Source organism: Paraburkholderia solitsugae (assembly GCF_013177695.1).
Taxonomy (GTDB): Bacteria; Pseudomonadota; Gammaproteobacteria; order Burkholderiales; family Burkholderiaceae; genus Paraburkholderia; species Paraburkholderia solitsugae.
Genome location: NZ_WOEY01000153.1, coordinates 72,021 through 96,941, shown reverse-complemented (window position 1 = coordinate 96,941; position 24,921 = coordinate 72,021). Strand labels below are relative to the sequence as shown.

Genomic DNA, 24,921 nt, shown 5'->3' with positions numbered 1-24,921 from the left:
CAACTGATGGAATGGGGCGGCGGCCAGCGCTGGTGGATCACGGACACCGACGCGCAAACCGTACGCATGAGCGCGAAGCAGGCCGGCGGCCACGCCACCATCTTCCGCACAGGCCATGGCTACGACCGCAGCGCCGGTGTCTTCACGCCGCTGCCCGCACCGCTAATGAAAATCCATCGCGGTCTGAAAGCCGCCTTCGACCCCGCGCGCATTTTCAATCGCGGCCGTCTCTACCCCGACTTCTGAGCGACGCGATGCAAACCAACCTCGCGGACTTCATTCGCAACACGCCTGATGGCGACGAAGCCGACGCCATCCTGCGCAATTGCGTGCATTGCGGTTTCTGCACGGCGACCTGCCCGACCTATCAGATACTCGGCGACGAACTCGACGGCCCGCGTGGCCGCATCTATCTGATCAAGCAGATGGTGGAAGGCGCCGCGGTCACACGCAGCACCCAGGTCCACCTCGACCGCTGCCTCACCTGCCGCAACTGCGAAACCACCTGCCCATCCGGCGTGCAATACGGCCGGCTGGTCGAGATCGGCCGCAAGATCACCGAGGAGAAAGTCACGCGCCCGCTCGGTCAGCGGATGGTGCGCCGGCTGCTCGCGAGCTTCGTGCCGAACAGTGCGCTGTTCACGCCGGCCATGCGTATCGGTCAACACATCCGTCCGCTGCTGCCTAAAAAACTGCGCGACAAGGTGCCCGCGCGGCAGCGTCCGCTCGAATGGCCGACCGCGAAACATCCGCGCAAGATGCTGATGCTCGCGGGCTGCGTGCAACCGTCCATGATGCCGAATGTCAACGTCGCAACGGCGCGGGTGCTCGACGCGCTCGGCGTGGAAACGTTGATCGCGCCCGAAGCCGGCTGTTGCGGTGCGATCCGTCTGCACCTGGGCTACAACGACGAGGCGCTCGACGACCTGCGCACCAACATCGACGCGTGGTGGCCGTATATCGAAGAAGGTGCGGAAGCGATCGTGATGAACGCGTCGGGCTGCGGCGCGACGGTCAAGGAATACGCGCATCTGCTGCGCAACGATCCCGCGTATGCGGCGAAGGCGCGCCGCGTGACCGAACTGACGCGCGACATCTCGGAGATCCTCCCGGAATTCGAAGAGGCACTCGTCGCCGTGAGCCGCCGCCGCGCGATCCATACGGTGGCGTTCCATCCGCCGTGCACATTGCAGCACGGTCAGCAGATACGCGGCAAAGTCGAACATCTGCTGGCAGCGCTCGGCGTCGAAGTCCGTCTGCCCGCCGACAGTCATCTCTGCTGCGGCTCGGCCGGCACCTATTCGCTGACGCAGCCCAAGCTCTCGTACGCACTGCGCGATCAGAAGCTCGAGCGGCTGCAGGCGCAGGAGCCCCAAGTAATCGTGTCGGCGAACGTCGGCTGCATTGCGCATCTGCAAAGCGGCACGTCGACGCCGGTCGCGCATTGGATCGAACTGGTCGAGCACATGCTGTCCGTATAATCCGGCACATCGTCTTTCGCTGGACTTCCGGATCCGTTCCATGCCCGATCTGATTCACAACCTCGAAGCGGTGCAACAGCGCATCGCCCTCGCCGCGCAGGTGGCCGGACGCGACGCGCGTTCGATCACCCTGCTCGCGGTCTCGAAGACATTTCCCGCCGAAGACGTGCGCGCCGCCTATGCAGCCGGTCAACGCGCGTTCGGTGAGAACTACGTGCAGGAAGCCATCACCAAAATCGAAGCGCTGGCCGATCTGCGCGCGTCGCTCGAATGGCATTTCATCGGACCATTGCAATCGAACAAGACGCGGCCGGTTGCCGAAAGTTTCGACTGGGTACATTCGGTCGACCGCTTGAAGATCGCGCAGCGGCTGTCGGAGCAGCGTCCGGACAACCTGCCGCCGTTGAACGTGTGCCTGCAAGTCAACATTAGCGGCGAAGCGTCGAAAAGCGGCGCGAGCATTGCCGAGGCGGTGGAAGTCGCGCAGGCAATCGCCGCGCTGCCGAAGCTGAAACTGCGCGGCCTGATGGCGATTCCGGAACCCGCCGGCAGCATCGAAGACCAGCGCGTGCCGCATCGGCAACTCCGTGAACTGTTCGAGCGTCTGCGCAATGACGGCCTCGAACTCGATACGCTCTCGATGGGCATGTCCAGCGACCTCGAAGCCGCCGTGCTGGAAGGCGCGACGATCGTGCGCGTCGGCACGGCGATCTTCGGTGCGCGAGATTACTCTAACTGACCGTTTCGGGCTCTTCTGGGCGCCTCACGGGACTTCTTTCGGAACATCATGAAAATTGCTTTTATCGGCGGTGGCAACATGGCCGCCGCGTTGATCGGCGGCCTCATCAAGCGTGGCGTCGCGCCCACCGACCTGTACGCGATCGACCCCAACGAAGAGGCGCGCAAGCGCAATGAGCAGCAATTCGGCATCAAGACCGGCGCGGCCGCGGACGCCGCGCTCGCGTCATACGACGCCGTCGTGCTGGCGGTGAAACCACAGATCCTGAAGAGCGTCGCCGAGGCGCTGGCGCCGCATCTGAAGGCGGCGCAACTGGCGATCAGCATCGTCGCGGGTATTCGCATGGACGACATGTCGCGCTGGCTGAACGGCCACGCCCGCATCGTGCGCGTGATGCCGAATACGCCGGCGCTGATCGGTATGGGCGTGACGGGCCTCGTCGCGACCGGTAGCGTCGACGAAACGGGCCGCGCGCTCGCGTCGCAAGTGCTGGGCGCCGTCGGCGAAACCGTCTGGTTCGACGACGAAGCGAAAATCGACGCTGTCACCGCGATCTCGGGCAGCGGCCCGGCGTATGTGTTCTATTTCATCGAAGCGTTGCAGGAAGCCGCGCGCCAACTCGGCATGGATGAAGCGCAAGGCCGCGCGCTGGCAGTCGCGACCTTCACCGGCGCCGCGCAACTGGCGGCGAACTCCGACGAGCCGCCGAGCCTGTTGCGCGAACGTGTGACGTCGAAGGGCGGCACCACGGCGGCCGCGCTGGCGTCGTTCGACGCAAGTGGGATCAAGGATGCGATCGTGCGCGGCGTGCTCGCCGCCGATGCGCGCGCCAAGAAAATGGGCGACGAGTTCGGCAAGCTGTAAGCGCGGTCCCGCGGTTGGCTGGCGCGGAAGAATTAAAACGAAGCCGCCGCGTAGTGCGCGGCAATGCCGACAAACAGCGCGCCGCCCAGCCAGTTGTTATGACGGAACGCCGCAAAGCACGCCATCCGTTCGCGGTTGCGAATCAGCGTGTAGTGATAGATCGCGCAACCCACCGCTGCCGCCCATCCCAGCCAGTACAAGACGCCAAATCCCAGCATCACGCCGATGCCGACGTAGATCCCCAGCGTCACCGCATAGCAGAGCATGATCGCCGCCACGTCGAAGCGGCCGAAGGTCAGCGCCGAGGTGCGGATGCCGATCTTGATGTCGTCGTCGCGATCGACCATCGCGTATTCGGTGTCGTACGCCACCGACCAGAACACGTTGGCCAGCAGCATGACCCAGGCGAGCATCGGCACGTGATCCTGAATCGCGGCGAACGCCATCGGAATGCCGAAGCCGAACGCGATGCCGAGGTAAGCCTGCGGAATCGCAAAGAAGCGCTTCGTGAACGGATACGACCCGGCGACGAACAGCGCTGCCACCGATAGCTCCTTGGTCAGCGTATTCAGCGGCAAGATCAGCAGAAAGGCCAGCAGCGACAAACCGGCCGCCAGCGCCACCGCTTCCCATGCCTTGATCTTGCCCGACGTGATCGGCCGGTTTTCCGTGCGCTTCACGTAGCGGTCGAAATCACGATCCGCGTAGTCGTTGATCGCACAGCCCGCCGAGCGCATCAGCACCGTACCCACTGTGAAGATGACCAGCAGCGGCCACGAAGGGTGGCCGTCGGACGCGATCCACAGCGCGTTGAGCGTCGGCCACAGCAGCAGCAGGCTGCCGATTGGCTTGTCCATACGCACGAGGCGCAGATACAGAGGAAGTCGGGCGAACATGGGCGGATTCGGTGAAGTGCAGGCGGTGTCGCTATTTTACGGGATGCGGGCGACAGGCCGCTTCCAGGCCGGCTAGGCTGGCATGCTGAGCGCCAAAACCGAGGTCGCGACCGCAACCGGGTACTGAGCCGAAGCCGAGTCCACATCCGGTGCCGCAAAAAACAAAGCCTCCCGAAGAGGGAGGCCTTGTTTGCATTCAGTTCAACGCCAACACCGAAGCACTGCGCTGAAATCCAGACTCATCGCCCGGAACACTCAAGCTATTTACGCCAGCATCGAGCGCAGCATCCACGCCGTCTTTTCGTGCGTCTGCATGCGTTGTGTCAGCAGGTCGGCGGTCGGCTCGTCGTTGGCGGCTTCCGTCGACGGGAAAATCGCGCGTGCGGTGCGCACCACGGCTTCCTGGCCTTCCACCAGTTGGCGGATCATTTCTTCTGCAGCCGGCACGCCGTCCGCTTCGGGAATCGACGACAGCTTCGCGAATTCCTTGTAGCTGCCCGGCGCATGCACGCCCAGCGCGCGAATGCGTTCAGCGATCGAATCGACTGCGAGCGACAACTCGTTGTACTGCGTTTCGAACATCAGATGCAACGTGTTGAACATCGGACCCGTCACGTTCCAGTGGAAGTTGTGGGTCTTCAGGTACAGCGTGTAGGTGTCGGCGAGCAGTCGCGACAGACCTTCAGCAATCTTCTTGCGATCCTTGTCGCTGATCCCGATATTGACGTGCTGTACGACTTCTTTCTTGGCCATGATGACTCCTTTGAAGAGTGATACGAACCGGTCGGTGAAGTGACGGTGTGCGGGTAGCTGACCCGGCACATCGAGCGCTCGACAGTTTAGCTTACAAAACAGCTGCGTTCGTGTGACGCGTGGTCGCTTGCCGCACCCACGGCCTCGTGCTCAATCACGCACCGAGCGCGTGTTGCAGGGCTTGCGCGACGATCACCGCCAGTCCGCTCGAGACGATCGCGAATCCCACTAACTTGCGCAGCTTCAATGCTTGCTGCTGTTGCGCGCCGCGTGTGGCCGACGAGCCGCCGATGGCGGACATCATCATCTGGATCATGATCGAGCTCCCCTGATTCGTATCTATACCGGCGGGGCGCCGATGCGCCCCGCTTTGCTGCATCCATTCACTTCAACTGCTTACTTCTTGCCGCCTTCAGCGCGCTCGGCCAGCGCCGCGATCACGCCTTCCGCATACGCCGGATCGGCGCGGCGGAAATGCTCGATCTGACGCGCGACGATCTCTTGCGGCACGCCGTTGATATGGCGCGCAATGTTGCCGAACAGACGCTGACGTTGCGCTGTATCGAAGAGCGCAAACAACATACCCGGCTGCGTGTAGTAGTCGTCGTCCACGCGATGGTCGTAACGATCGACCAGTCCTGCTGCGAGCGGCGGCTCCGCCGCGTTGGTGTCCTGCGCGAAGTCACCGAAGCGGTTCGGCTCGTAATTCACGTTGCCGCCGAGGTTGCCGTCCGTGCGCATTGCGCCGTCGCGATGGAACGATTGATGGACCGGGCAGCGCGGGGCATTCACCGGAATCTGATGGTGATTGACGCCGAGACGATAACGCTGCGTGTCGCCATACGAGAACAACCGGCCTTGCAACAGACGGTCCGGCGAGAAGCCGATACCCGGCACCACGTTGGCCGGCGTGAACGCCGCCTGTTCCACGTCCGAGAAGTAATTCGCCGCGTTGCGATTCAACTCGATCGTGCCGACATCGATCAACGGGTAGTCCTTCTGCGACCACACTTTCGTGATGTCGAACGGATTGAAGCGATAGTTTGCTGCTTCCGCTTCCCGCATCACCTGGATGGCGAAACGCCATTTAGGGAAGTTGCCTGCGTCGATGCTCCTGAGCAGATCGTGTTGCGCGCTTTCACGGTTCTGTGCCACCACCTGGGCCGCTTCGGCATCAGTAAAGTTCTCAATGCCTTGCATCGACTTGAAGTGGAACTTCACCCAGAAACGCTCGTTGTTCGCGTTGATGAACGAGTACGTGTGCGAGCCGAAGCCATGCATCTGGCGGTAGTTCTGCGGAATGCCGCGATCGCTCATCAGGATGGTGACCTGATGCAACGACTCCGGATGACGCGACCAGAAATCCCATGCAGCGACATTGCTGCGCATATTGGTGTACGGGTCACGCTTTTGCGTGTGGATGAAGTCCGGGAACTTCAGCGGATCGCGGATGAAGAACACCGGCGTGTTGTTGCCGACCACGTCCCAGTTGCCTTCTTCCGTGTAGAACTTGATCGAGAAACCGCGCACGTCGCGTTCCGCATCGGCGGCGCCGCGCTCGCCTGCCACCGTCGAAAATCGCATGAAGAGCGGCGTGTCCTTGCCGACCTGGGCGAACACTTTCGCCTTCGTGTAACGCGAGATGTCGTGCGTGACCTTCAGCGTGCCGAATGCGCCCGAGCCCTTGGCGTGAACGCGGCGTTCCGGAATCACTTCGCGGTCGAAGTGAGCGAGTTTTTCGAGCAGCCAGACGTCTTGCAGGACAACCGGACCGCGCGCGCCGGCGGTCATCGAATTCTGGTTGTCGGCGATGGGTGCGCCAGCTGCATTGGTGAGCTTACGTTCGGACATGCGTGACTCCTGAGTGGCTTTTATTGAAAACAGATTGGCGGGAGAGGCGCGGCGCGCCGATGCCTACAGCTCATGCGGACAAGGCCCGATCGACCAGCAAGGACAACGCGACCGTGCGCATGCCCTGAATCGAGGCAGCGAACGACCCCGTGATCACGCGAGCGGATTGAGCGGCGACGGTTTGGATTTGCTGCGAGTTCGATTGCGTCATGATTTCCTCCAGGTCTTATGGGATCGGGCGATCCATGGAGGAGACTATAGCAACGCTATCGAATTATCGTGTTTGATTAATTTCATCTATTTGATAGGGAGGGCGACGATCGCCACCTTGGGCGGTCGCCCGACCGGCCGCCGGGATGGGCGGCGGTCGGCCTGGGTGCAGCGTGCCGCTTAGTTGACGGCGACAGGCAGATCGAGCTTTTTGACGCCCTGCAGATCGCAGGAGTTGATGGCGTCGCAGATCGCCTCAATGGCCGGCATGCGCGTGAAGCTCTTGCGCCAGGCGAGCACGACGCGGCGATCTGGCACCGGTTCACCGAAGGCGACGTAGCTGAGCAGGCCCGCGTCGATACCGCCGGCGTGCGGCTTGACCTCTTGCACCGACATGCGCGGCAGCACGGTAATCCCGACGCCGCTCGCCACCATGTGGCGAATGGTTTCCAGCGATGACCCTTCGAAGGTCTTCTGGATGCCGTCCGCGTTTTGCGAGAAACGCATCAGTTCAGGGCAGACGCCCAGGACATGGTCACGGAAGCAGTGGCCGCTGCCGAGCAGCAGCATGGTTTCCTGCTTCAGATCTTCGGCGGCGATCTTCGGGCGGTTTTCCCACTCGTGACCGGATGGCAGCGCGACGACAAACGGCTCGTCATAGAGCGGGCGCTGCATCAGGCCCGTTTCCGGGAACGGCAACGCCATGATGGCGACGTCGATTTCGCCTTGCTTGAGCAGTTCGATCAGCTTGACCGTGTAGTTTTCCTGCAGCATCAGCGGCATCTGCGGGACGCGCTTGATCATCTGTTTGACGAGCGTAGGCAGCAGATACGGCCCGATCGTATAGATGACGCCGAGGCGCAGCGGTCCGACCAGCGGATCTTTGCCTTGCTTGGCGATTTCCTTGATGGCAAGCGTTTGTTCGAGGACGCGTTGAGCTTGCGTGACGATCTGCTCGCCGATCGGCGTGACGCTGACTTCGCTGGTGCCGCGTTCGAAGATCTGGACGTTGAGCTCGTCTTCGAGCTTTTTGATTGCCACCGACAGGGTCGGCTGGCTGACGAAACACGCTTCGGCGGCCCGGCCGAAGTGCCGTTCGCGCGCTACCGCGACGATGTATTTCAATTCGGTGAGCGTCATTGGGGGACCAATCAGAGCAATGATATTGATAGGTTCTAGTTATACACCTATAGGGTCGGTTCGCCAACCTTTTGGTTTTCTTCGCGGCGCGCGCCCGGCGGGACGTCCCGCCGGGGACACAGCCTCAAGCCTTCAGATACTGTTCCCGAGCCCCAAGCCACCGGGCGAGGTGCTGCATCACCACCTCGGGATACTGCTCGAGCAAAGCCGCGGCGGCCTCTCTGGCAGGCTCGATCAGCCACTGATCATTCTGGAGGTCAGCAAACCGCAACATGGCCGCGCCCGACTGCCGCGCGCCCAGAAACTCCCCTGGACCACGAATTTCAAGGTCCCTACGCGCGATTTCAAACCCGTCAGTCGTTTCCCGCATGGTCTGCAACCGCGCCCGTGCAGTCATCGACAACGGCCCGGTATAAAGCAGCACACACACCGACGCCGCACTCCCGCGCCCCACCCGCCCCCGTAACTGGTGCAATTGCGCCAACCCGAACCGCTCCGCGTGTTCGATCACCATCAACGACGCGTTCGGCACATCGACCCCCACTTCAATCACCGTGGTCGCGACCAGCAACTGCACCTCGTTGCGCGTGAACGCATCCATCACCGCCGCCTTCTCGGCCGGCGCGAGACGCCCGTGCACCAGTCCTACGTTCAGTTCGGGCAACGCGGCCACCAGCGTTTCGTATGTCTCCACCGCAGTCTGCAACTGCAAGGTCTCGCTTTCCTCGATCAGCGGACACACCCAGTACACCTGCCGTCCCGTCAACGCAGCCTCACGCACTCGCCCGGTCACCTCTTCGCGCCGCGCGTCGGAGACCAGCTTGGTCAGAATCGGCGTGCGCCCGGGCGGCAATTCATCGATGGTCGAGACGTCGAGGTCAGCGTAGTAGGTCATTGCGAGCGTGCGTGGAATCGGCGTCGCGGACATCATCAATTGATGCGGCTGGAAATCGTGCGCGCCGTCGGCGGCGTTGCGCGCCTTGGCGCGCAAGGCAAGCCGCTGCGCCACGCCAAAGCGGTGTTGTTCGTCGACGATCACCAGTCCCAGCCGCGCAAACTCGACCGCGTCCTGAATGATCGCGTGTGTGCCGATCACGAGTTGCGCGGTGCCGAGCGCAGCGGCTTCTATGGCCGCGCGCTTTTCCTTCGTCTTCAGACTGCCGGCCAGCCACGCGACGCTCACGCCCAGCGGCTCCAGCCAGCCGCGCAATTTGCGAGCGTGCTGTTCGGCGAGGATTTCAGTCGGCGCCATCAGCGCGGCCTGGTAACCGGCGTCGATCGCTTGCGCGGCGGCCAACGCGGCCACGATCGTCTTGCCGCTACCCACGTCGCCCTGCAAAAGCCGCTGCATCGGATGAGGCTGCGTGAGGTCGAGCGCGATCTCGCCGCCCACGCGCTCCTGCGCCGCCGTCAGCGAAAACGGCAGTGCCTTCAGCAAACGCGCCACCAGCGCCGACTCATCGCCTTCCTTGCGACGCTGCATGGCGGGCGCCGCACGCGAGCGGCGCTCGTCGTGCGCCCGCTTCAACGACATCTGCTGCGCAAGCAATTCTTCGAATTTGATCCGCACCCACGCCGGATGCGTGCCATCCATCAGCGCGTTTTCATCGGCCTGCACACCCGGATGATGCAGCGTGCGCACCGCGTCCATCAGCGCCGGCACGCCGAGTGGCTGCATATACGCTTGCGCAACCGGCTCCGGCAGCAACTCCGGCAAGGCGGTGCGTGACAACGCGTTGTCGATCGATTTGCGCAGATACGCTTGCGTCACGCCCGCGGTGCTCGGATACACCGGTGTCAGCGCCTGCGGCAGCGGTGTGTCCTCGTCGACGACACGTACCGCCGGATGCACCATTTCCATGCCGAAGAAGCCGCCGCGCACGTCGCCGCGCACCCGCAAGCGCGCGCCGATCGCCATCTGTTTGACCTGCGAACCGTAGAAATTCAGAAAGCGCAGCACGAGCTCGTCGCCGGCGTCGTCACGCAGTTTCACCAGCAACTGGCGGCGCGGGCGATAGGCGATCTCGTTGTCGAACACCACGCCTTCCGTCTGCGCGATGCCGCCCGGCAGCAGATGCCCGATCGGCGTCAGCGAGGTCTCGTCTTCGTAGCGCATCGGCAGATGCAGCACCAGATCGATGTCGCGTGTGAGACCGAGTTTGGCGAGCTTGTCGACGGGTTTGGCCGCGGGCTTTGCGCCGGCTTCGGCAGCAGGCTTCCTGGTGGCTTTGCCCGCGGGTTTGCCGGCAGGCTTGTCACCAAATGGGTCAACCATTTCAACTTCACGCGCGGCCTTGCCGCTCTCCGGCGCGACACCTGCGCCGAGGTCGTTCACGTCCGCCGCCGCTGCTTTGCCCCGCGAGACGCGGCGCTTGGGCTCGGCGCTCACTTCATCGGTAGCAGAGGGCAATCGGCGTTCGGACAAAGGCATGGGTTGCTTCGCAAGTACAATATCGGCTGTCAAAGGTGTCGCCGCCATATAGCGCGCGGGCTCGCGGGCCGCTCCGGCGTCCCGCAATCATAGCCGCCCGGCTCCAGCTTCGGCTCAATTCCGTCCCAATTCGCTTCCAGTCGTCCGCATGTTTACGCTTTCCGATTTCGATTTCGATCTGCCACCCGAGCTGATCGCGCAAGTCGCGCTGCCCGAGCGCAGCGCCAGCCGTTTGCTCGAAGTGGCCAACACGGCCGATGCCGCCGACGCTGCGCGCCTGATCGACCGCCGTTTTGCCGAGCTGCCCGAATGCATCGCGGCCGGCGATCTGCTGGTCTTCAACGATACCAAGGTTCTGAAGGCGCGCTTCCTCGGCCAGAAGGCCAGTGGCGGCAAGATTGAAGTGCCGGTAGAACGCCTGTCGGGTGAGCGCGCGACGCTGACGCTGCACGTCGGCGCGGGCACCTTCCAGCCGGTGCGGGTGGAGAATCTGGCCGAGCACAAGATGCACAGCGAGTGGTATCACCTGCCCCAATCGCTCGCCGACAAGATCGCGGCGACGCGGGCGCGCGGCAACCGCGTGATCGCGGTGGGCACGACGTCGATGCGCGCGCTCGAAGCTGCCGCGCGCGACGCGGACACCGCCGGACGCCCGCTCGGCGCGGCCAGCACGGAAACCGACATCTTCATCACGCCGGGCTATAAATTCCGTGTGGTCGACCGGCTGGTGACCAATTTCCATTTGCCGAAATCGACGTTGCTGATGCTGGTGTCGGCATTCGCCGGCGTCGAAACGATTCGCAAAGCGTATCGCCACGCGATCGAACAGCGTTACCGCTTCTTCAGCTACGGCGACGCGATGCTGCTGACGCGCCGCGACGGCTGAAACGTGCCGTGTCACACGGCGATATAGGGTGCGATAGCGTTGCGCGCCGGCAGCGCGCGCGGTAGTCTGCCGCTCCTTGCTGCGTTGATATAGCGGCTGTCGTTGCGGCCATCCTGCCCCCGCGTGCAGCGGCAGATCTGTGCCGCATCTCGATTTTCTTTACCCAGCCGCCGTGGCTTACCCGGCGGCGTTCATTGTTCGCGCCGGACTGTTTTCCGGTAGCACAGGAGTTAACCCATGACCGACGGTCATACCCACGATACAAGCGGCACCTGCAGTACCTGCGAGAGCCACGGCACCAGCGCCCACTTGCGCCCTGAAAACGGCCTCAAATTCGAACTGCTCGGCACCGACGGCCAGGCGCGGCGCGGTCGCGTCACGCTGAATCACGGCGTGGTCGAAACGCCGATCTTCATGCCGGTCGGCACCTACGGCACCGTGAAGGCGGTCCAGCCGCGCGAGCTCAAAGAAATGCACGCGCAGATCATCCTCGGCAACACGTTCCACCTGTGGCTGCGTCCGGGTCTGGAAACGATCGAGGTTCATGGCGGCCTGCACGATTTCATGGGCTGGAAGAAGCCGATCCTGACGGACTCCGGCGGTTTTCAGGTGTTTTCGCTCGGCGATCTGCGCAAGATCACCGAAGATGGCGTCACGTTCGCATCGCCGATCAACGGCGACAAGCTTTTCCTGTCGCCTGAAGTCTCGATGCAGATCCAGAAGGTGTTGAACTCGGACATCGTCATGCAGTTCGACGAATGCACACCGTACGCGACCAACGACGTGCCGACCTCGCACCAGGAAGCCGCCGATTCGATGCGCATGTCGATGCGCTGGGCCCGGCGCTCCATCGACGAATTCAACCGCCTCGGCAATCCGAACGCGTTGTTCGGCATCGTCCAGGGCGGCATGTTCGAAGACCTGCGCGACGAGTCGCTGGCCGGTCTCGCGGAGATGGATTTCCACGGTCTCGCAATCGGCGGCCTGTCCGTCGGCGAGCCGAAAGAAGACATGATGCGCGTGCTGAACCATATCGGCCCGAAGCTGCCGGCCGACAAGCCGCACTACCTGATGGGCGTCGGCACGCCGGAAGATCTGGTGGCGGGCGTCGCCGCCGGCGTCGACATGTTCGACTGCGTGATGCCGACCCGCAACGCACGCAACGGCTGGCTTTTCACGCGTTTTGGCGACATCAAGATCCGCAACGCCGCGCACAAGAATTCGCTGCGCCCGCTCGACGAGCAATGCGGCTGCTACACCTGCAGAAATTTCACCCGCGGCTACCTGCACCATCTGCATCGTGTAGGGGAAATCCTCGGTGCGCAGTTGAACACGATCCACAACCTGCACTACTACCTCGAACTGATGCAGGAAATGCGCGACGCGATCGACGCGAAGCTGTTCGAGCCTTTCCGCAAGCGCTTCCACGAGAACCGCGCGCGCGGCATCGACTAGCCGGCGATCGGCAATCAGCTGACGAATATGTCCGAGGAATCCTTCAGCTTCGCGCGGAAAACCTTACAATCAACTTTCGTTGACGCCGAAAAAGGCTTTAAACGGTTGATCGCAAAGCCGATTCGCCGCGCCGACGCCTGCCTGGCCAGTGGTAGAATAACCGGCTGATTTTTTTGATCGTTTTGACTTATAACGGAGAGACCAACGTGTCGTTCATTTCCAATGCCTTCGCCCAAGGCACAGCAGCAGGTGGCATTGAATCGAACCTGATGAGCTTCCTGCCGCTGATCCTGATGTTCGGCGTGCTGTACTTCATCATGATTCGCCCGCAAATGAAGCGCCAGAAGGAACATCGCAACATGCTCGCCGCCATGGCCAAGGGCGATGAAGTGGTGACGAATGGCGGCATCGTCGGCAAGGTGACCAAGGTGGGTGAGGCTTACGTCGGCGTCGAAATCTCGGAAGGCACGGAAATTACCGTGCAAAAAGCGTCGGTCACGACGATTCTCCCGAAGGGCACGATCAAGTCGCTGTAAGGCCTGCTCTCTCGCGTCTGGCGCGGCCTCGCCGGCGGTTCTCGCAGAACAACGCCGAATCGCCCGCGCTCATCGCTGGACGCATCGCTTCCAAGCCAACCTTCCCGTTGGACCACTCATGAATCGTTACCCCCTCTGGAAATATGCCGTGATGCTGGTGGCTCTGGTCATCGGCCTCGTGTACACGCTGCCCAATCTCTACGGCGAAGCGCCGGCGGTGCAGGTGTCGAGCGGCAAGGCAACGGTCAAGCTCGACTCGACCACGCTGTCGGCTGTCGAAGCGGCGCTCGCTGCCAATCAGATCAAGCCTGACGAAGTCACGTTCGACAATTCGTCGCTCAACGCGAACATCCGCGTGCGTGTGCCCGACACCGACACGCAATTGCGCGTGAAGGACCTGCTGCAGAAATCGCTGAACAGCGATCCGACCGATCCGCAATTCGTCGTTGCACTGAATCTGCAAAGCGCGTCTCCGCGCTGGCTGAGTGCCCTGCATGCGTTGCCGATGTACCTCGGTCTGGACTTGCGCGGTGGCGTGCACTTCCTGCTGCAGGTCGACATGGCCGGCGCGCTGAACAAGAAGCTCGACTCCGACGCATCGGATGCGCGCACCATGCTGCGTGACAACAACATCCGCGACGGTGGCGTGAACCGCGTCAACCAGACGGTGGTGATCAATTTCGCCGACCAGGCCACGGCGGACGCGGCATCCAAGCAACTGGGCCGCAGCATCGGCGAACTCCAGTGGGCCTCGCAAGCGAACCCGGACGGCGGTGTGCAGCTGGTCGGCACGTTCACGCCGGTGGTGCAAAAAGCCGTGCAGGACGCCGCGCTCAAGCAGAACATCACCACGCTGCATAACCGCGTGAACGAACTCGGCGTGGCCGAGCCGGTGATCCAGCAGCAAGGCTCGGACCGTATCGTCGTCGAACTGCCGGGCGTGCAGGACACTGCGAAGGCGAAGGACATCATCGGCCGCACGGCAACGCTCGAAGCGCGCCTCGCCGATCCGGTCAATACGCATCCGAATCCGTCCGATCCGGTGCCGCCGGGTGACGAACTGTTCACACAAGGCAACCAGACGCCGGTGCTGCTGCGCAAGCAGATCATCTTCACCGGTGACCGCATCATCGACGCGTCGGCGGGCTTCGACGAACATCAGCGTCCGTCGGTCAACATCCGTCTGGATTCGGCGGGTGGCCGCGCGGTGCGCAGCGTGTCACGCGACAACATCGGCAAGCCGATGGCGATGGTGCTCTTCGAAAAGGGTAAGGGCGAAGTGCTGACGGTGGCGACCATCCAGTCGGAACTGGGCGACCGCTTCCAGATAACCGGCCAGCCGACCCCGCAAGCCGCCGCCGACCTCGCGCTGCTGCTGCGCGCCGGTTCGCTGGCAGCGCCAATGGACATCATCGAAGAACGCACGATCGGCCCGAGCCTCGGCGCGGACAACATTCAGAAGGGCTTCCACTCGGTGGTATGGGGCTTCGTGGCGATCGCTGTCTTCATGATCGCGTACTACATGCTGTTTGGCGTGATCTCGATGTTCGGCCTGTCGGTCAACCTGCTGCTGCTGATCGCCGTGCTGTCCATGTTGCAGGCCACGCTCACCTTGCCGGGTATCGCCGCAATCGCGCTGGCGCTCGGCATGGCGATCGACGCGAACGTGCTGATCAACGAACGCATACGTGAAGAACTGCGCCACGGGGCGCCGCCGCAACTGGCGATCCAGAACGGCTACGCGCATGCATGGGCGACGATTCTCGATTCGAACGTCACCACGCTGATCGCCGGCCTCGCGCTGCTCACCTTCGGCTCCGGCCCGGTGCGCGGCTTCGCGATAGTCCACTGTATCGGCATCATGACGTCGATGTTCTCGGCCGTGTTCTTCTCACGCGGCGTGGTGAACTTCTGGTACGGCGGCAAGAAGAAGCTGAAGTCGCTGGCCATCGGTCAGGTGTGGCGTCCGCAACCGGAAGGTATCGACGGTGCCGCGGCCTACCTCGGTCACGACGACGCAGCGACTGATACAGCACGAGCCGTCACCGCGGCAAGCGCCAAGCCCAAGGCTAAAGCTGCGGCCCAGGCACGTGCCAAACCGACCGTGCGCCGTCGCGATGCGTCCAATACGCCGCAGAAACCGGGTTCATCCCGCTGAGTCCCGGAGAACAAGACCATGGAATTTTTCCGTTTTCGCAAAGACATTCCGTTCATGCGGCATGCGTTGATTTTCAACGCCATCTCGCTGCTGACGTTCGCCGCTGCTGTGTTTTTCCTGCTGCATCGCGGGCTGCATCTGTCGGTGGAATTCACTGGCGGTACCGTCGTCGAGGTGCAGTATCCAGGTGCCGCGCCGCTCGAACCGGTGCGCGGCACGCTCAACAAGCTCGGCTATCCTGACGCGCAAGTGCAGAACTTCGGCACCTCGCGCGACGTGCTGATCCGTCTGCCGCTCAAGCAAGGCTATACCTCGGCGCAACAGAGCGACCAGGTGATGGGCGCACTGAAGGGGCAAGATCCGCAGGTGCAGTTGCAACGCGTCGAGTTCGTCGGCCCGCAGGTCGGCAAGGAACTCGCTACCGACGGCCTGATGGCGCTGGCGTGCGTGGTGATCGGCATTGTGATCTACCTGTCGTTCCGCTTCGAATGGAAGTACGCCGTGGCCGGCGTGATCGCGAACTTGCACGACGTGATCATCATTCTCGGCTTCTTCGCGTTCTTCCAGTGGGAGTTCTCACTGTCGGTGCTGGCGGCGGTGCTTGCGGTGCTAGGCTATTCGGTGAACGAATCCGTCGTTATTTTCGACCGGATTCGCGAGACCTTCCGCCGCGAACGCAAGATGACCGTGATCGAGGTGATCAACCACGCGATCACCAGCACGATGTCGCGAACCATCATCACCCACGGCTGTACGCAGATGATGGTGCTGTCGATGTTCCTGTTCGGTGGCCCGACGCTGCACTACTTCGCGTTGGCGCTGACGGTCGGTATTCTGTTCGGCATCTATTCGTCGGTGTTCGTCGCGGCGGCACTCGCCATGTGGCTCGGCGTGAAGCGTGAAGATCTGGTGAAGGACAAGAAGGAACGCACCGATCCGGACGATCCGAACGCAGGCGCGCAAGTTTGAGCTTGCTGTAGTCAGACCTCGCAATGCAAAAGGCCGGTTCTCTCGAACCGGCCTTTTACGTTTACCGCCTTTGCCGCGCTGTTCTATCTTGCTGTCCGCGCGCCCTACACGCTCGCCGAGCCCTGCCGCGCAGCAGGCACAGCAGGACAATGCGGCAACGCGTTAGCGGAACCCGAGCTTGCGCCGCGCGGCCATCAGCGCCACCAGGCTGATGGCCGCGGCAAAAATCATGTAGTAGCTCGGCGCGGCCTTCGACCCCGTGAAGCTGATCAGCCACGCGATGATGAACGGCCCGAAGCCGCCGAAGATCGTCACGGCGATGTTATAGGCCAGCGACATGCCGGTCGTACGCGTCTGCACCGGAAACATCTCGGAGAGCAAGCCCGGCAGCGCCGCGAAGTAGCCGGTCATCAGAAAGCCGAACACGATCTGCAGCACAATCAGCGTGCCAAAGGTCGGATGCGCGACCAGATACACGAACGCCGGATTGATCAGCACGAGAAGCAGCAACGCCGATATCAGCATGATCGTGGTGCGCCCGTGGCGGTCCGACAGATGCCCGATCAGCGGCGAAAACACCATCTGAATCAAGCCGGTCAGCGCAATCGCTGCGAATGCGACCGACGGTGCCAGCCCCAACTGCTTCACGCCGTACGTCGGCATGAACAGCACCAGGTAGGTCGACACCGTACCGAGCACCACCACGCCGATCGCAATAAGCAGGCGCAGCTTCTGGCTGGTGAAGGTATCGCGCAGCGGCGTGGTGGTTTGCTCAGCCGCGAGGAACTCAGGCGTTTCATCGAGTTTGGTGCGGATGTACCACGCAACCGGCCCGATCAGAAGACCAAAGAAGAACGGCACGCGCCAGCCCCACGAGGCCATCTGCTCCGGCGACAGCTTGCCCGTCAGCAGCACGCCGAAGCCGGCCGCGAGCAGCGTGGTGAGCCCTTGGCTCGCGACCTGCCAGCTCGCGAAGAAACCACGCCGCCCCGGTACGTGTTCCGCGAGAAAAGCCGTGGCACTGCCGAACTCGCCGCCTGCCGAAAAGCCTTGCATGAGACGCGCCAACACGAGAATCACAGGCGCGGCAATGCCGATGCTCTGATACGTCGGCAGAACCGCAATGATCAGCGTGCCGCACATCATCAGCAGGATCGACAAGGTGAGCGCCGCTTTGCGTCCGGCGCGGTCGGCGTAAGCGCCGATCACGATCGCGCCGAGCGGCCGCATGAAGAACGACACGCCGAACGTGCCGAGCGTCAGCAGCAGCGAGACCGTATCGTTACCCGCCGGGAAAAACAGCTTCGCGATGATGACCGCGAAAAACCCGTACACCACAAGATCGAACCATTCCAGCGCGTTGCCGATCGAGGCGGCGACCACCGCGCGCCACGAATTGCGCCGGCTTCCCGCCAGGCTTGCCGCTGTCGTTGCATTCATGCAGATCTCCAATGCGCGCGAATATTATTAATGTAGGCTTTGCGCCCTGACTCTGCCGAACTGGATGCGCGCACAACCAATACGGCGTCAGCGCTCTATGTACCTGAAAAAATAAAGCGAGGCGAGCGGCAAATAGGCAATGGCCACGGCATAGGGCTTCCGGCGCTTCAAACAGGCAATAAAAAACCGCTTCATCGCAAAAGCGAACGAAGCGGTTTTTTGTTGCGGCGCAACGGCCGCGCCACGCGTGGCATCAAATACGAATACGCAACAGGCTCGTTGAAGCGCTTATTGCTTGATACCTTCAGCTTGAATATGCAGCTTGGTATCCATATTGAAGCCGTACTTCGCGCCGAAGTCCATGCCGTAATCGTTGCGGTTGAAATGCGCGCTCGCTTCCACGCCACACACTTCGCGCTTGAGCACCGGGTGCTGCATGCACTTGAACGATTCGATCGTCAGGTTCAGCGGCTTGGTCACGCCGCGGATCGTCAGGCTGCCGATCACTTCGACCGGCTTGTCGCCGTCGAACTTGATATCGGTCCCTTTGTAGGTCACCGACGGATACTTGGTCACGTCGAAGAACGTGTCCGTCTTCAGATGGTCGTCGAGCTTGGTGTTGCCCGTTTCCACCGAAGCCGGGTCAACCGAGACGTCCACCGTGCCGGTTTTCGCCGCACGGTCGAGCGTGACCGTGCCGGAGCTCTTGACGAACTTACCGCGCCACACCGAGAGGCCGCCCAAGTGATCCGCCTCGAAGCTCGGATACGTGTGGGTCGGGTCGAGCTGATAGGTGTCCGCTGCGGCCAACGCGCCGAGCGAGAAAGAAGAAGCCAATGCGCCGACGGCGATCAATAGGGATGTTTTCAATTCATGCTCCTTATGTTTCTGCAATTCCTGCAGGAAAGCGGCTGCGCCCAAAGCGCGCGGCGAACGTCACTTGCGTGCTGCAACGATATGAAACTTGATCACCACCTCATCGGCGACCACCGAGGTGTCTTTCCATTCGCCGGTGCCGATGTCGAATTGCGAACGCTTGATCGGCAGTGACCCGTCGAACGTCTGGGTCGCGCCCTGCTGGGTGACCGTGACCGGCACCACGACGGTCTGCGATTTACCCTTGATGGTCAGCTTGCCAGTAACCTTGAACTGATTACTGCCGGCCGGCGCAATCGCGCTCGACACGAAGGTTGCAGTCGGATAGGTCTTCGCGTCGAACCAGTCCTTGCCGCGCACCTGGTCGTTGTAGCTTTCGTCGCCGAGGTCGTAACTGCCGACGTCGATGCTGAACTGCGCATTGCCGTCGGCCGGTTTTGCCGGATCGAACGTCACCTGAGCGGTGAATTTACCGAACTTGCCTTCCACCGGCACGTTCATCTGCTTCGACGTTGCCGTCACCGAGCTCTTGGCGACGTCGACCTGCGCGAGCGCACTGCCGGCCGCAGTCAGCGAGGCTGCCGCGACTGCGGCGAGCATGTAGCGATAAAACGAAACTTTCATGGTTATCCTTATTTGATGAAAGGGAGCATGCGCGACAGCAGGCCGTCGCGGTCCAGCCATTGATGCTTGAGCGCCGCCGCGACATGCAGCGCGACCAGCACGAGCAATGTGTAATTCAACGCGATATGCACGTTCTTCAGCAGTTCCTTGAGATGCGGGTCCGGTGCGATCAGGCGCGGCAGCGGAATCAGACCGAGGTAGACCACCGGTACGTTGGCCGCCGAGCTATACAGATAGCCGGAGACGGGAATCACGATCATCAGCACGTAGAGCAGCAGATGCGTGAGATGCGCGGCGCCGCGCTGCCAGGCCGGCATGCGGCGCGGCATCGGCGGACCCGCGTGGGTGGCGCGCCACAGAATGCGCAGCACGGCGAGCGCGAACACCGTCACGCCGATCCACTTGTGGTACGAAAAGTAGCGCAGCTTGGTGGGCGTGAAGCCTGGGATGTCAGTCATCACCCAACCGAGCGCGAAGCCGCACACGATCAGCAGCGCGATCAGCCAGTGAAAGGCGATGGCAGTCCGCGTGTACGACTCGCGGCCACCGAAAGAAGGATTTGCCATGACAGGTCAGCGCAAGCTAAGAGAAGTTAACGGCGCAGCCGGCCCTGCTATTCCACGCTGCCCATGCATGTTGCATTGTGCGACTCGATAGAAAGCGTAGTGGCTGCGGCACACGCCAAGGCCGCCATGCTACCGCAAGCGGAAAAAGCTGGCTCTGTCGACCCGGAATGCAGCCAGGCGGAAAATTTTCCCGTGTCCAGAAAGGTATTGAACAATTGGGGCCGGAGAGTGTCAGAAGTAAGCATTTTTGTGTAAGACTAGTCTTGTCTTGTTCACGACGCCGCCTGGCTCACCGGTTGCACCGGGTTCAATGGCCGGCCCAGCGGCGAAGCGCGTTTGGTACTATTGCTTCACGCTTTCTCCGACCCTGCTCTAAAACCGGCATTGCACGCCTCCCCTCACGTCGTTAGCCCTTCTGCCGTATGGAACATGACAACCTGATCGCGTGCCATGAATGCGATGCGCTGTTCAGCAAGCCCCGGCTTGTCGGGCGGGTGGTCGCATGCTGTCCCCGTTGCGGCGCGACGCTCTATCGTGGTGTCTCCCGCAAGCTCGACAGTATCTGTGCGATGACGCTGGCCGCGCTGATCACCTTCGTGATCGCCCAGGCTTTCCCGATCGTCGAACTCGAAACCAGCGGCATCACCTCGCAAACCACGCTGTTCGGCGCGCTCGTCGCACTGTGGGGTGAGGACATGCAGATCGTTGCGGTCATGGTGTTCTGTTCGACCATTCTGTTCCCGCTGACCGAGCTGGTCGCGCTGCTCTACGTGCTGATCCCCCTGCGCGCCGGCTACGTGCCGCCCGCCTTCAACCGCGTGTTGCGCGCCATTCAATTCGTGCGGCCGTGGGGCATGATCGAAGTGTTCATGCTCGGCGTGCTGATCACCATCGTGAAGATGGTAAGTCTCGCGCGCGTGATTCCCGAAGCGGCACTATTCGCGTTCGGTGTGCTGACGCTCATGATCGCAGTGGTCCTCACGTTCGATCCGCGCGTGCTGTGGGACCTCGCCGACGAAATGAACGAGCGCAACCAGAAACCGCTGCCGCGGACCTCCGCGGACAGTGCCGAGGCTGCCGCCAGTTCCCTTGCCGGGCCACCCCCGCCGCCTGAAGTGCAAGGCGCAGCGCAATCCGCATTGCCGCCGGGCGTGCCGCCGGCGCCGCATCAGGGATGAGCGCACGATGAAATACTTGACCGCGAAGCGCGCGGGTCTGGTCGCTTGCCATGCGTGCGGACGTGTCGAGCCGCGTATCCGCTCCGTCACGCCGCAGCATTGCGGGCGATGCGGCGCGATCCTTCACTCGCGCAGCCCCGATAGCCTGATGCGCACGTGGGCGCTGCTGATTGCCGCGGCCTTGCTGTATATTCCCGCGAATCTGTTGCCGGTGATGCATACGTCGTCGCTGCTCGGTTCGGAAGACGACACCATCATGAGCGGTGTCGTGTACTTCTGGACCTCGGGTGACTGGCCATTGGCCGTGATCGTGTTCATCGCCAGCATCATGGTGCCGATGCTCAAGCTCAGTGTGCTGGTGCTGCTCACCGCCACCGCGCAGCGCCGCTCGCGCTGGCGGCCGGATCAGCGCACCACGCTCTATCGGATGGTCGAAAAGATCGGGCGCTGGTCGATGCTCGACGTGTTCGTCGTCACACTGACCGTCGCGCTGGTCCGGTTCAAATCGCTTGCTGTGATCACGGCCGGCCCGGGCGCAATCGCCTTCGGCTCGGTGGTGATTCTGACGATGATGGCATCCATGCAATTCGATCCACGGCTCATCTGGGACAACGTGGAAGGCAGCACTCAAAAACCTCAGGACCTCGACCATGACTAGCCCGCAAGGACCGACGCCCGCCTCCGATGCGCCGCGCAACGATTCGAACGGACCCAAGCTGCCGCCCCAACTGCCAGACCCCGACATCGAGCCGCGCAGCCGCTGGCTGCCCTCGCTCGTCTGGGTGATTCCGCTGATCGCCGCGCTGATCGGCATCGCGCTCGTGGTCAAGTCGGTGACCGAACGAGGCCCGACCATCACCATCACGTTCAACAGCGCCGAAGGCCTCGAGCCCGGCAAGACCAAGGTCAAGTACAAGGACGTCGACGTCGGCTCGGTGAAGACCATCACGCTGTCGAAGGATCTGTCGCACGTGCTGGTTCAGGTGCAGTTGACCAAGGAAGGCGAAGACTTCGCGGTCAAGGATTCGCGCTTCTGGGTCGTGCGCCCACGCGTCGGCGCGAGCGGCGTGTCCGGACTGACTACGCTGCTCTCGGGTGCGTACATCGGCGCGGACGCCGGCCATTCTCCGGACAGCGAGAGAAACTTCGTCGGCCTCGAAACGCCGCCGCCGATTACGGGCGATCAGAAAGGCCACCAGTTCATCCTGCATGGCGATTCGCTCGGCTCGATCGACATCGGCTCGCCGATTTTCTACCGGCGCGTGCAGGTCGGCCAGGTGGTCGGCTTCTCGCTCGACAAGGACGGTACCGGCGTGACGATGCAGGTATTCGTATCGGCACCATTCGACCAATACGTTGGCACCAATTCGCGCTGGTGGCATGCGAGCGGCGTCGACTTGCGGCTCGACTCGAGCGGCTTCAAGCTGAATACGCAGTCGCTTGCGACGGTGATCGTCGGCGGCTTGTCGTTCCAGTCGCCGCCGGGTCAGGGCGTGGGCGCGCAAGCGCCGAACAACATGACGTTCCGCCTCGGCTCGGATGAACAGGACGCGATGCGCGAACCGGACGGCGTGCCGTTGCGTGTGGTCATGAACTTCAATCAGTCGCTGCGTGGGCTGTCGGTCGGCGCGACGGTCGATTTCCGCGGCATCGTGCTAGGCCAGGTGACCAACATCGGCATCGACTACGATCCGAAGACGCGCAGCTTCACGATGCCGGTGACGATGAACCTGTACCCGGACCGCCTCGGCAAGCGTTTCCGCGAAACCGCGCCGACGCCAGGCACTATGGCGGGTCAGGTCTTGCTGCAACAACTCGTCAAGCATGGTCTGCGCGGCCAGTTGCGCACCGGCAATCTGATTACGAGCCAGTTGTACGTAGCGCTCGATATCTTCCCGAAAGCGCCGCCGGCCACGGTGGACGTCACGGGCGATCCGCTCGAGTTGCCGACCATTCCGAACTCGCTCGACGAACTGCAGGTGCAGGTTGCCGACATTGCGAGGAAGCTCGACAAGGTGCCGTTCGATCAGATCGGTTCGAACCTGAACAGCGCGTTGAAGAATGCCGACCAACTGTTCACGCGACTCGACAAGGAAGTCGTGCCGGAGGCGCGCGACACCCTGGCCGCGGCGAAGCAGACCTTTGGTTCAGCCGAGGCGACGTTGCAGCAGGACTCGCCGTTGCAGTCGGATGTTCATCAGGCGTTGCAGGAACTGACACGCACGTTGCAGTCGCTGAATGCGCTGTCGGATTATCTGGAGCGTCATCCGGAATCGTTATTGCGCGGTAAACCAGGAGATAAACCATGATGTTTGCCCGGCTCCCCCGCCCGCCGCGCGGGCTTGTGCGCGGCGCTGTTTATGTCGGCGCTCTGGCCGGACTGGTGGCGATGGCAGCGTGTTCGTCGCCGAGCAGCCGCTTTTATACGCTTGGCGCGGATGGTACGGCTGCCGGCTCCGCGGTGCCGGTTAGCGCCCGGACGTCGGCTGCGCCGGCGTGGCTGATCGAAGTCGCGCCGATCGATGTACCGCCGCAAGTGGCGAAGAATCAGCTTGTGGTGCAGACGGGACCGACGCAGGTCAAGGTGCTCGAAGATGAGCGTTGGGCTTCGTTGCCGGGTGACGAGATTCGTCGTGCGTTGTCGACCAGTCTGACGCAGCAGTTGGGCACGATCGATGTGTATGGGACTGCGTATTCGGATACGACGCCGGTGTACCGGGTGAGTATGAATGTGCAGCGGTTCGAGTCATGGCCGGGGTCGCATGCGTTGATCGATGCGGTTTGGAGTGTGAGGGCTGTACGTAGTACTGCTGTGATGACCTGTCGGAGTGTCGTGAGTGAGCCGGTTAGCGGTGGCTATGATGCGCTTGTTAGTGGGCATCGGGCCGCGTTGCAGCGGATTGCTGGGCAGGTGGCTAGTGCTGTGCAGGCTATGGCCTCTGTTGCGCCTAAGGGTGGCTCCGCCGGGAAAGGGGTAGGCTTTGCGGTGCCGGCATGTCCAGCTGCTGTTGCGGCAGCTGCCGCAGGTAGTTGATGAAGGTTTTTTGCCTGCGGGCGCCTGGTTGGTTTAGGTCGCTCCGCGGGGGTGATGTTTCAATGGTGGGCTTTCGGTGGCGGCCTCGCCGTGTTGGCCTTTCTGATTTGGTTGCCTTTGCGGTGCTTTGTCTGTGTGCCTACGGCGTTGGCCTTTCCTTGATTTGATATTGGATTATTAGCGTCGCCCCTGTGCGGGGCGGGCACCTACTTTTCTTTGCCTGCCGCAAAGAAAAGTAAGCAAAAGAAAGCGGCTCAAACCGCTAATTTTTAAGCGGGTCCCTCGCACAGCCACGGTAGCGGTGCATCTGGAATCTGTGCCCTCGCACATTCGGCGCGAGTGACAAAGCAGTCATACTTCCGGTGGCGCTGCGCGCGCCGAAGATCAATTCTTAAAACCGCCCGCTGCGTTTGGGTTGTCGTGTTTTGCCCTGCACCGTAACTCGTCATTGCATCGCCACTGCGAGTGCGAGTGGGACAGATCGAGATTTCTGTTGAAGTGGGGCTCGCCCATGAGTGCAGAGGCGCTTCGCCGAGGCGAAGCCGATGGCTCCCACCGCCCATGAACGAAGCCCCGGGTTTCCCTGGCAGACCCATCCGCGGCGCACGCAGTGCGGAGTGGGAGCTGATGACTCCTTTGTCACGAACGTTGAATGTGCGAGGGCAAGGATTCCAGATGCACCACTGCCGCGACTGCGCGGGGGACCCGCTTAAGAATTGGCGGTTTGAGCCGCTTTCTCTTGCTTACTTCTCTTTGCGGCCGGCAAAGAGAAGTAAGTGCCCGCCCCGCACAGGGGCGACGCTAATAAACCAATATCAAATCAAGGAAAGGCCA

24 protein-coding genes and 1 pseudogene are annotated in these 24,921 nt (G+C 62.3%); 14 read left to right on the top strand and 11 right to left on the bottom strand.

The genetic code is table 11. The features are described 5' to 3' along the window. The 4 genes and pseudogenes from glcE to proC form a co-directional block, all read left to right on the top strand. Positions 1–246 (top strand): annotated as a pseudogene (gene glcE, locus GNZ12_RS38755) (glycolate oxidase subunit GlcE); the annotation flags it as partial. 8 nt (positions 247–254) lie between these two features. Continuing rightward, positions 255–1,481 (top strand): glycolate oxidase subunit GlcF, encoded by a 1,227-nt coding sequence (gene glcF, locus GNZ12_RS38750; protein ID WP_172317554.1) that lies wholly within the window; start codon positions 255–257, stop codon positions 1,479–1,481. A 40-nt stretch (positions 1,482–1,521) separates the two neighbouring features. Further along, complete coding sequence (locus GNZ12_RS38745) at positions 1,522–2,220, top strand: YggS family pyridoxal phosphate-dependent enzyme (RefSeq protein WP_172317552.1); 699 nt, start codon at positions 1,522–1,524, stop codon at positions 2,218–2,220. 48 nt (positions 2,221–2,268) lie between these two features. Next, entirely contained in the window at positions 2,269–3,084 is an 816-nt protein-coding gene (gene proC / locus GNZ12_RS38740) for a pyrroline-5-carboxylate reductase (RefSeq protein WP_172317550.1), read from the top strand. 32 nt (positions 3,085–3,116) lie between these two features. Here the strand turns inward: proC and ubiA are convergent, their stop codons facing one another. The 7 genes from ubiA to recG form a co-directional block, all read right to left on the bottom strand. Then, positions 3,117–3,980 carry a 4-hydroxybenzoate octaprenyltransferase gene (gene ubiA / locus GNZ12_RS38735; RefSeq protein ID WP_154566676.1) on the bottom strand — a complete coding sequence of 288 codons (864 nt, stop codon included), beginning with the start codon at positions 3,978–3,980 and terminating at the stop codon, positions 3,117–3,119. A gap of 264 nt (positions 3,981–4,244) precedes the next feature. Continuing rightward, entirely contained in the window at positions 4,245–4,733 is a 489-nt protein-coding gene (locus GNZ12_RS38730; protein ID WP_172317548.1) for a Dps family protein, read from the bottom strand. 154 nt (positions 4,734–4,887) lie between these two features. Then, positions 4,888–5,049 carry a hypothetical protein gene (locus GNZ12_RS38725; protein WP_172317546.1) on the bottom strand — a complete coding sequence of 54 codons (162 nt, stop codon included), beginning with the start codon at positions 5,047–5,049 and terminating at the stop codon, positions 4,888–4,890. Positions 5,050–5,129: 80 nt separating this feature from the next. After that, complete coding sequence (locus GNZ12_RS38720) at positions 5,130–6,584, bottom strand: catalase (protein ID WP_172317544.1); 1,455 nt, start codon at positions 6,582–6,584, stop codon at positions 5,130–5,132. 70 nt (positions 6,585–6,654) lie between these two features. Then, positions 6,655–6,795 (bottom strand): hypothetical protein, encoded by a 141-nt coding sequence (locus tag GNZ12_RS38715; protein WP_172317542.1) that lies wholly within the window; start codon positions 6,793–6,795, stop codon positions 6,655–6,657. 179 nt (positions 6,796–6,974) lie between these two features. Beyond that, entirely contained in the window at positions 6,975–7,934 is a 960-nt protein-coding gene (locus tag GNZ12_RS38710) for a hydrogen peroxide-inducible genes activator (RefSeq protein ID WP_172317540.1), read from the bottom strand. Positions 7,935–8,058: 124 nt separating this feature from the next. Then, positions 8,059–10,365 (bottom strand): ATP-dependent DNA helicase RecG, encoded by a 2,307-nt coding sequence (recG, locus tag GNZ12_RS38705; RefSeq protein ID WP_172317564.1) that lies wholly within the window; start codon positions 10,363–10,365, stop codon positions 8,059–8,061. A 148-nt stretch (positions 10,366–10,513) separates the two neighbouring features. On the opposite strand from recG, the gene GNZ12_RS38700 reads away from it, so the two are divergent. The 6 genes from GNZ12_RS38700 to secF all read left to right on the top strand — a co-directional run bounded on the left by GNZ12_RS38700 (position 10,514) and on the right by secF (position 16,369). Further along, a complete protein-coding gene (locus GNZ12_RS38700) occupies positions 10,514–11,251 on the top strand; it encodes an S-adenosylmethionine:tRNA ribosyltransferase-isomerase (protein ID WP_172317538.1) in 738 nt (245 codons plus the stop codon). Between the two features lie 237 nt (positions 11,252–11,488). Then, positions 11,489–12,706 carry a tRNA guanosine(34) transglycosylase Tgt gene (gene tgt / locus GNZ12_RS38695; RefSeq protein ID WP_172317536.1) on the top strand — a complete coding sequence of 406 codons (1,218 nt, stop codon included), beginning with the start codon at positions 11,489–11,491 and terminating at the stop codon, positions 12,704–12,706. A gap of 27 nt (positions 12,707–12,733) precedes the next feature. Further along, on the top strand, positions 12,734–12,874 hold the full coding sequence (locus GNZ12_RS38690; protein ID WP_172317534.1) for a hypothetical protein: 141 nt from the start codon (positions 12,734–12,736) through the stop codon (positions 12,872–12,874). Positions 12,875–12,912: 38 nt separating this feature from the next. After that, positions 12,913–13,242 carry a preprotein translocase subunit YajC gene (yajC, locus tag GNZ12_RS38685; RefSeq protein ID WP_020069679.1) on the top strand — a complete coding sequence of 110 codons (330 nt, stop codon included), beginning with the start codon at positions 12,913–12,915 and terminating at the stop codon, positions 13,240–13,242. A 118-nt stretch (positions 13,243–13,360) separates the two neighbouring features. Next, complete coding sequence (gene secD / locus GNZ12_RS38680; RefSeq protein ID WP_172317532.1) at positions 13,361–15,400, top strand: protein translocase subunit SecD; 2,040 nt, start codon at positions 13,361–13,363, stop codon at positions 15,398–15,400. An 18-nt stretch (positions 15,401–15,418) separates the two neighbouring features. Then, positions 15,419–16,369, top strand: a complete 951-nt coding sequence (gene secF / locus GNZ12_RS38675; RefSeq protein ID WP_172317530.1) for a protein translocase subunit SecF — start codon at positions 15,419–15,421, stop codon at positions 16,367–16,369. A 162-nt stretch (positions 16,370–16,531) separates the two neighbouring features. On the opposite strand, the gene GNZ12_RS38670 is transcribed toward secF, so the two are convergent. The 4 genes from GNZ12_RS38670 to GNZ12_RS38655 form a co-directional block, all read right to left on the bottom strand. Then, entirely contained in the window at positions 16,532–17,809 is a 1,278-nt protein-coding gene (locus GNZ12_RS38670; RefSeq protein ID WP_172317528.1) for an MFS transporter, read from the bottom strand. Positions 17,810–18,097: 288 nt separating this feature from the next. Next, positions 18,098–18,679, bottom strand: coding sequence for a YceI family protein (locus tag GNZ12_RS38665; RefSeq protein WP_172317526.1), 582 nt, complete (start codon positions 18,677–18,679; stop codon positions 18,098–18,100). A gap of 66 nt (positions 18,680–18,745) precedes the next feature. After that, a complete protein-coding gene (locus GNZ12_RS38660; RefSeq protein ID WP_172317524.1) occupies positions 18,746–19,309 on the bottom strand; it encodes a YceI family protein in 564 nt (187 codons plus the stop codon). An 8-nt stretch (positions 19,310–19,317) separates the two neighbouring features. Further along, positions 19,318–19,875, bottom strand: a complete 558-nt coding sequence (locus tag GNZ12_RS38655; RefSeq protein WP_172317522.1) for a cytochrome b — start codon at positions 19,873–19,875, stop codon at positions 19,318–19,320. A gap of 422 nt (positions 19,876–20,297) precedes the next feature. Between GNZ12_RS38655 and GNZ12_RS38650 the strand changes: the two genes are divergently transcribed. Genes GNZ12_RS38650 through GNZ12_RS38635 form a run of 4 tightly spaced genes read left to right on the top strand, consistent with a single transcriptional unit; the run spans position 20,298 to position 24,087 of the window. Continuing rightward, positions 20,298–21,053: a paraquat-inducible protein A gene (locus GNZ12_RS38650; protein ID WP_172317520.1), complete on the top strand. Its 756-nt coding sequence runs from the start codon at positions 20,298–20,300 to the stop codon at positions 21,051–21,053. A gap of 7 nt (positions 21,054–21,060) precedes the next feature. Next, positions 21,061–21,711, top strand: a complete 651-nt coding sequence (locus GNZ12_RS38645) for a paraquat-inducible protein A (protein ID WP_172317518.1) — start codon at positions 21,061–21,063, stop codon at positions 21,709–21,711. Next, positions 21,704–23,362: a PqiB family protein gene (locus GNZ12_RS38640; protein ID WP_172317516.1), complete on the top strand. Its 1,659-nt coding sequence runs from the start codon at positions 21,704–21,706 to the stop codon at positions 23,360–23,362. Before GNZ12_RS38645 ends, GNZ12_RS38640 begins: the two co-directional genes overlap by 8 nt. After that, positions 23,359–24,087: a PqiC family protein gene (locus GNZ12_RS38635; RefSeq protein ID WP_172317514.1), complete on the top strand. Its 729-nt coding sequence runs from the start codon at positions 23,359–23,361 to the stop codon at positions 24,085–24,087. Before GNZ12_RS38640 ends, GNZ12_RS38635 begins: the two co-directional genes overlap by 4 nt. Positions 24,088–24,921 lie beyond the last annotated feature (834 nt).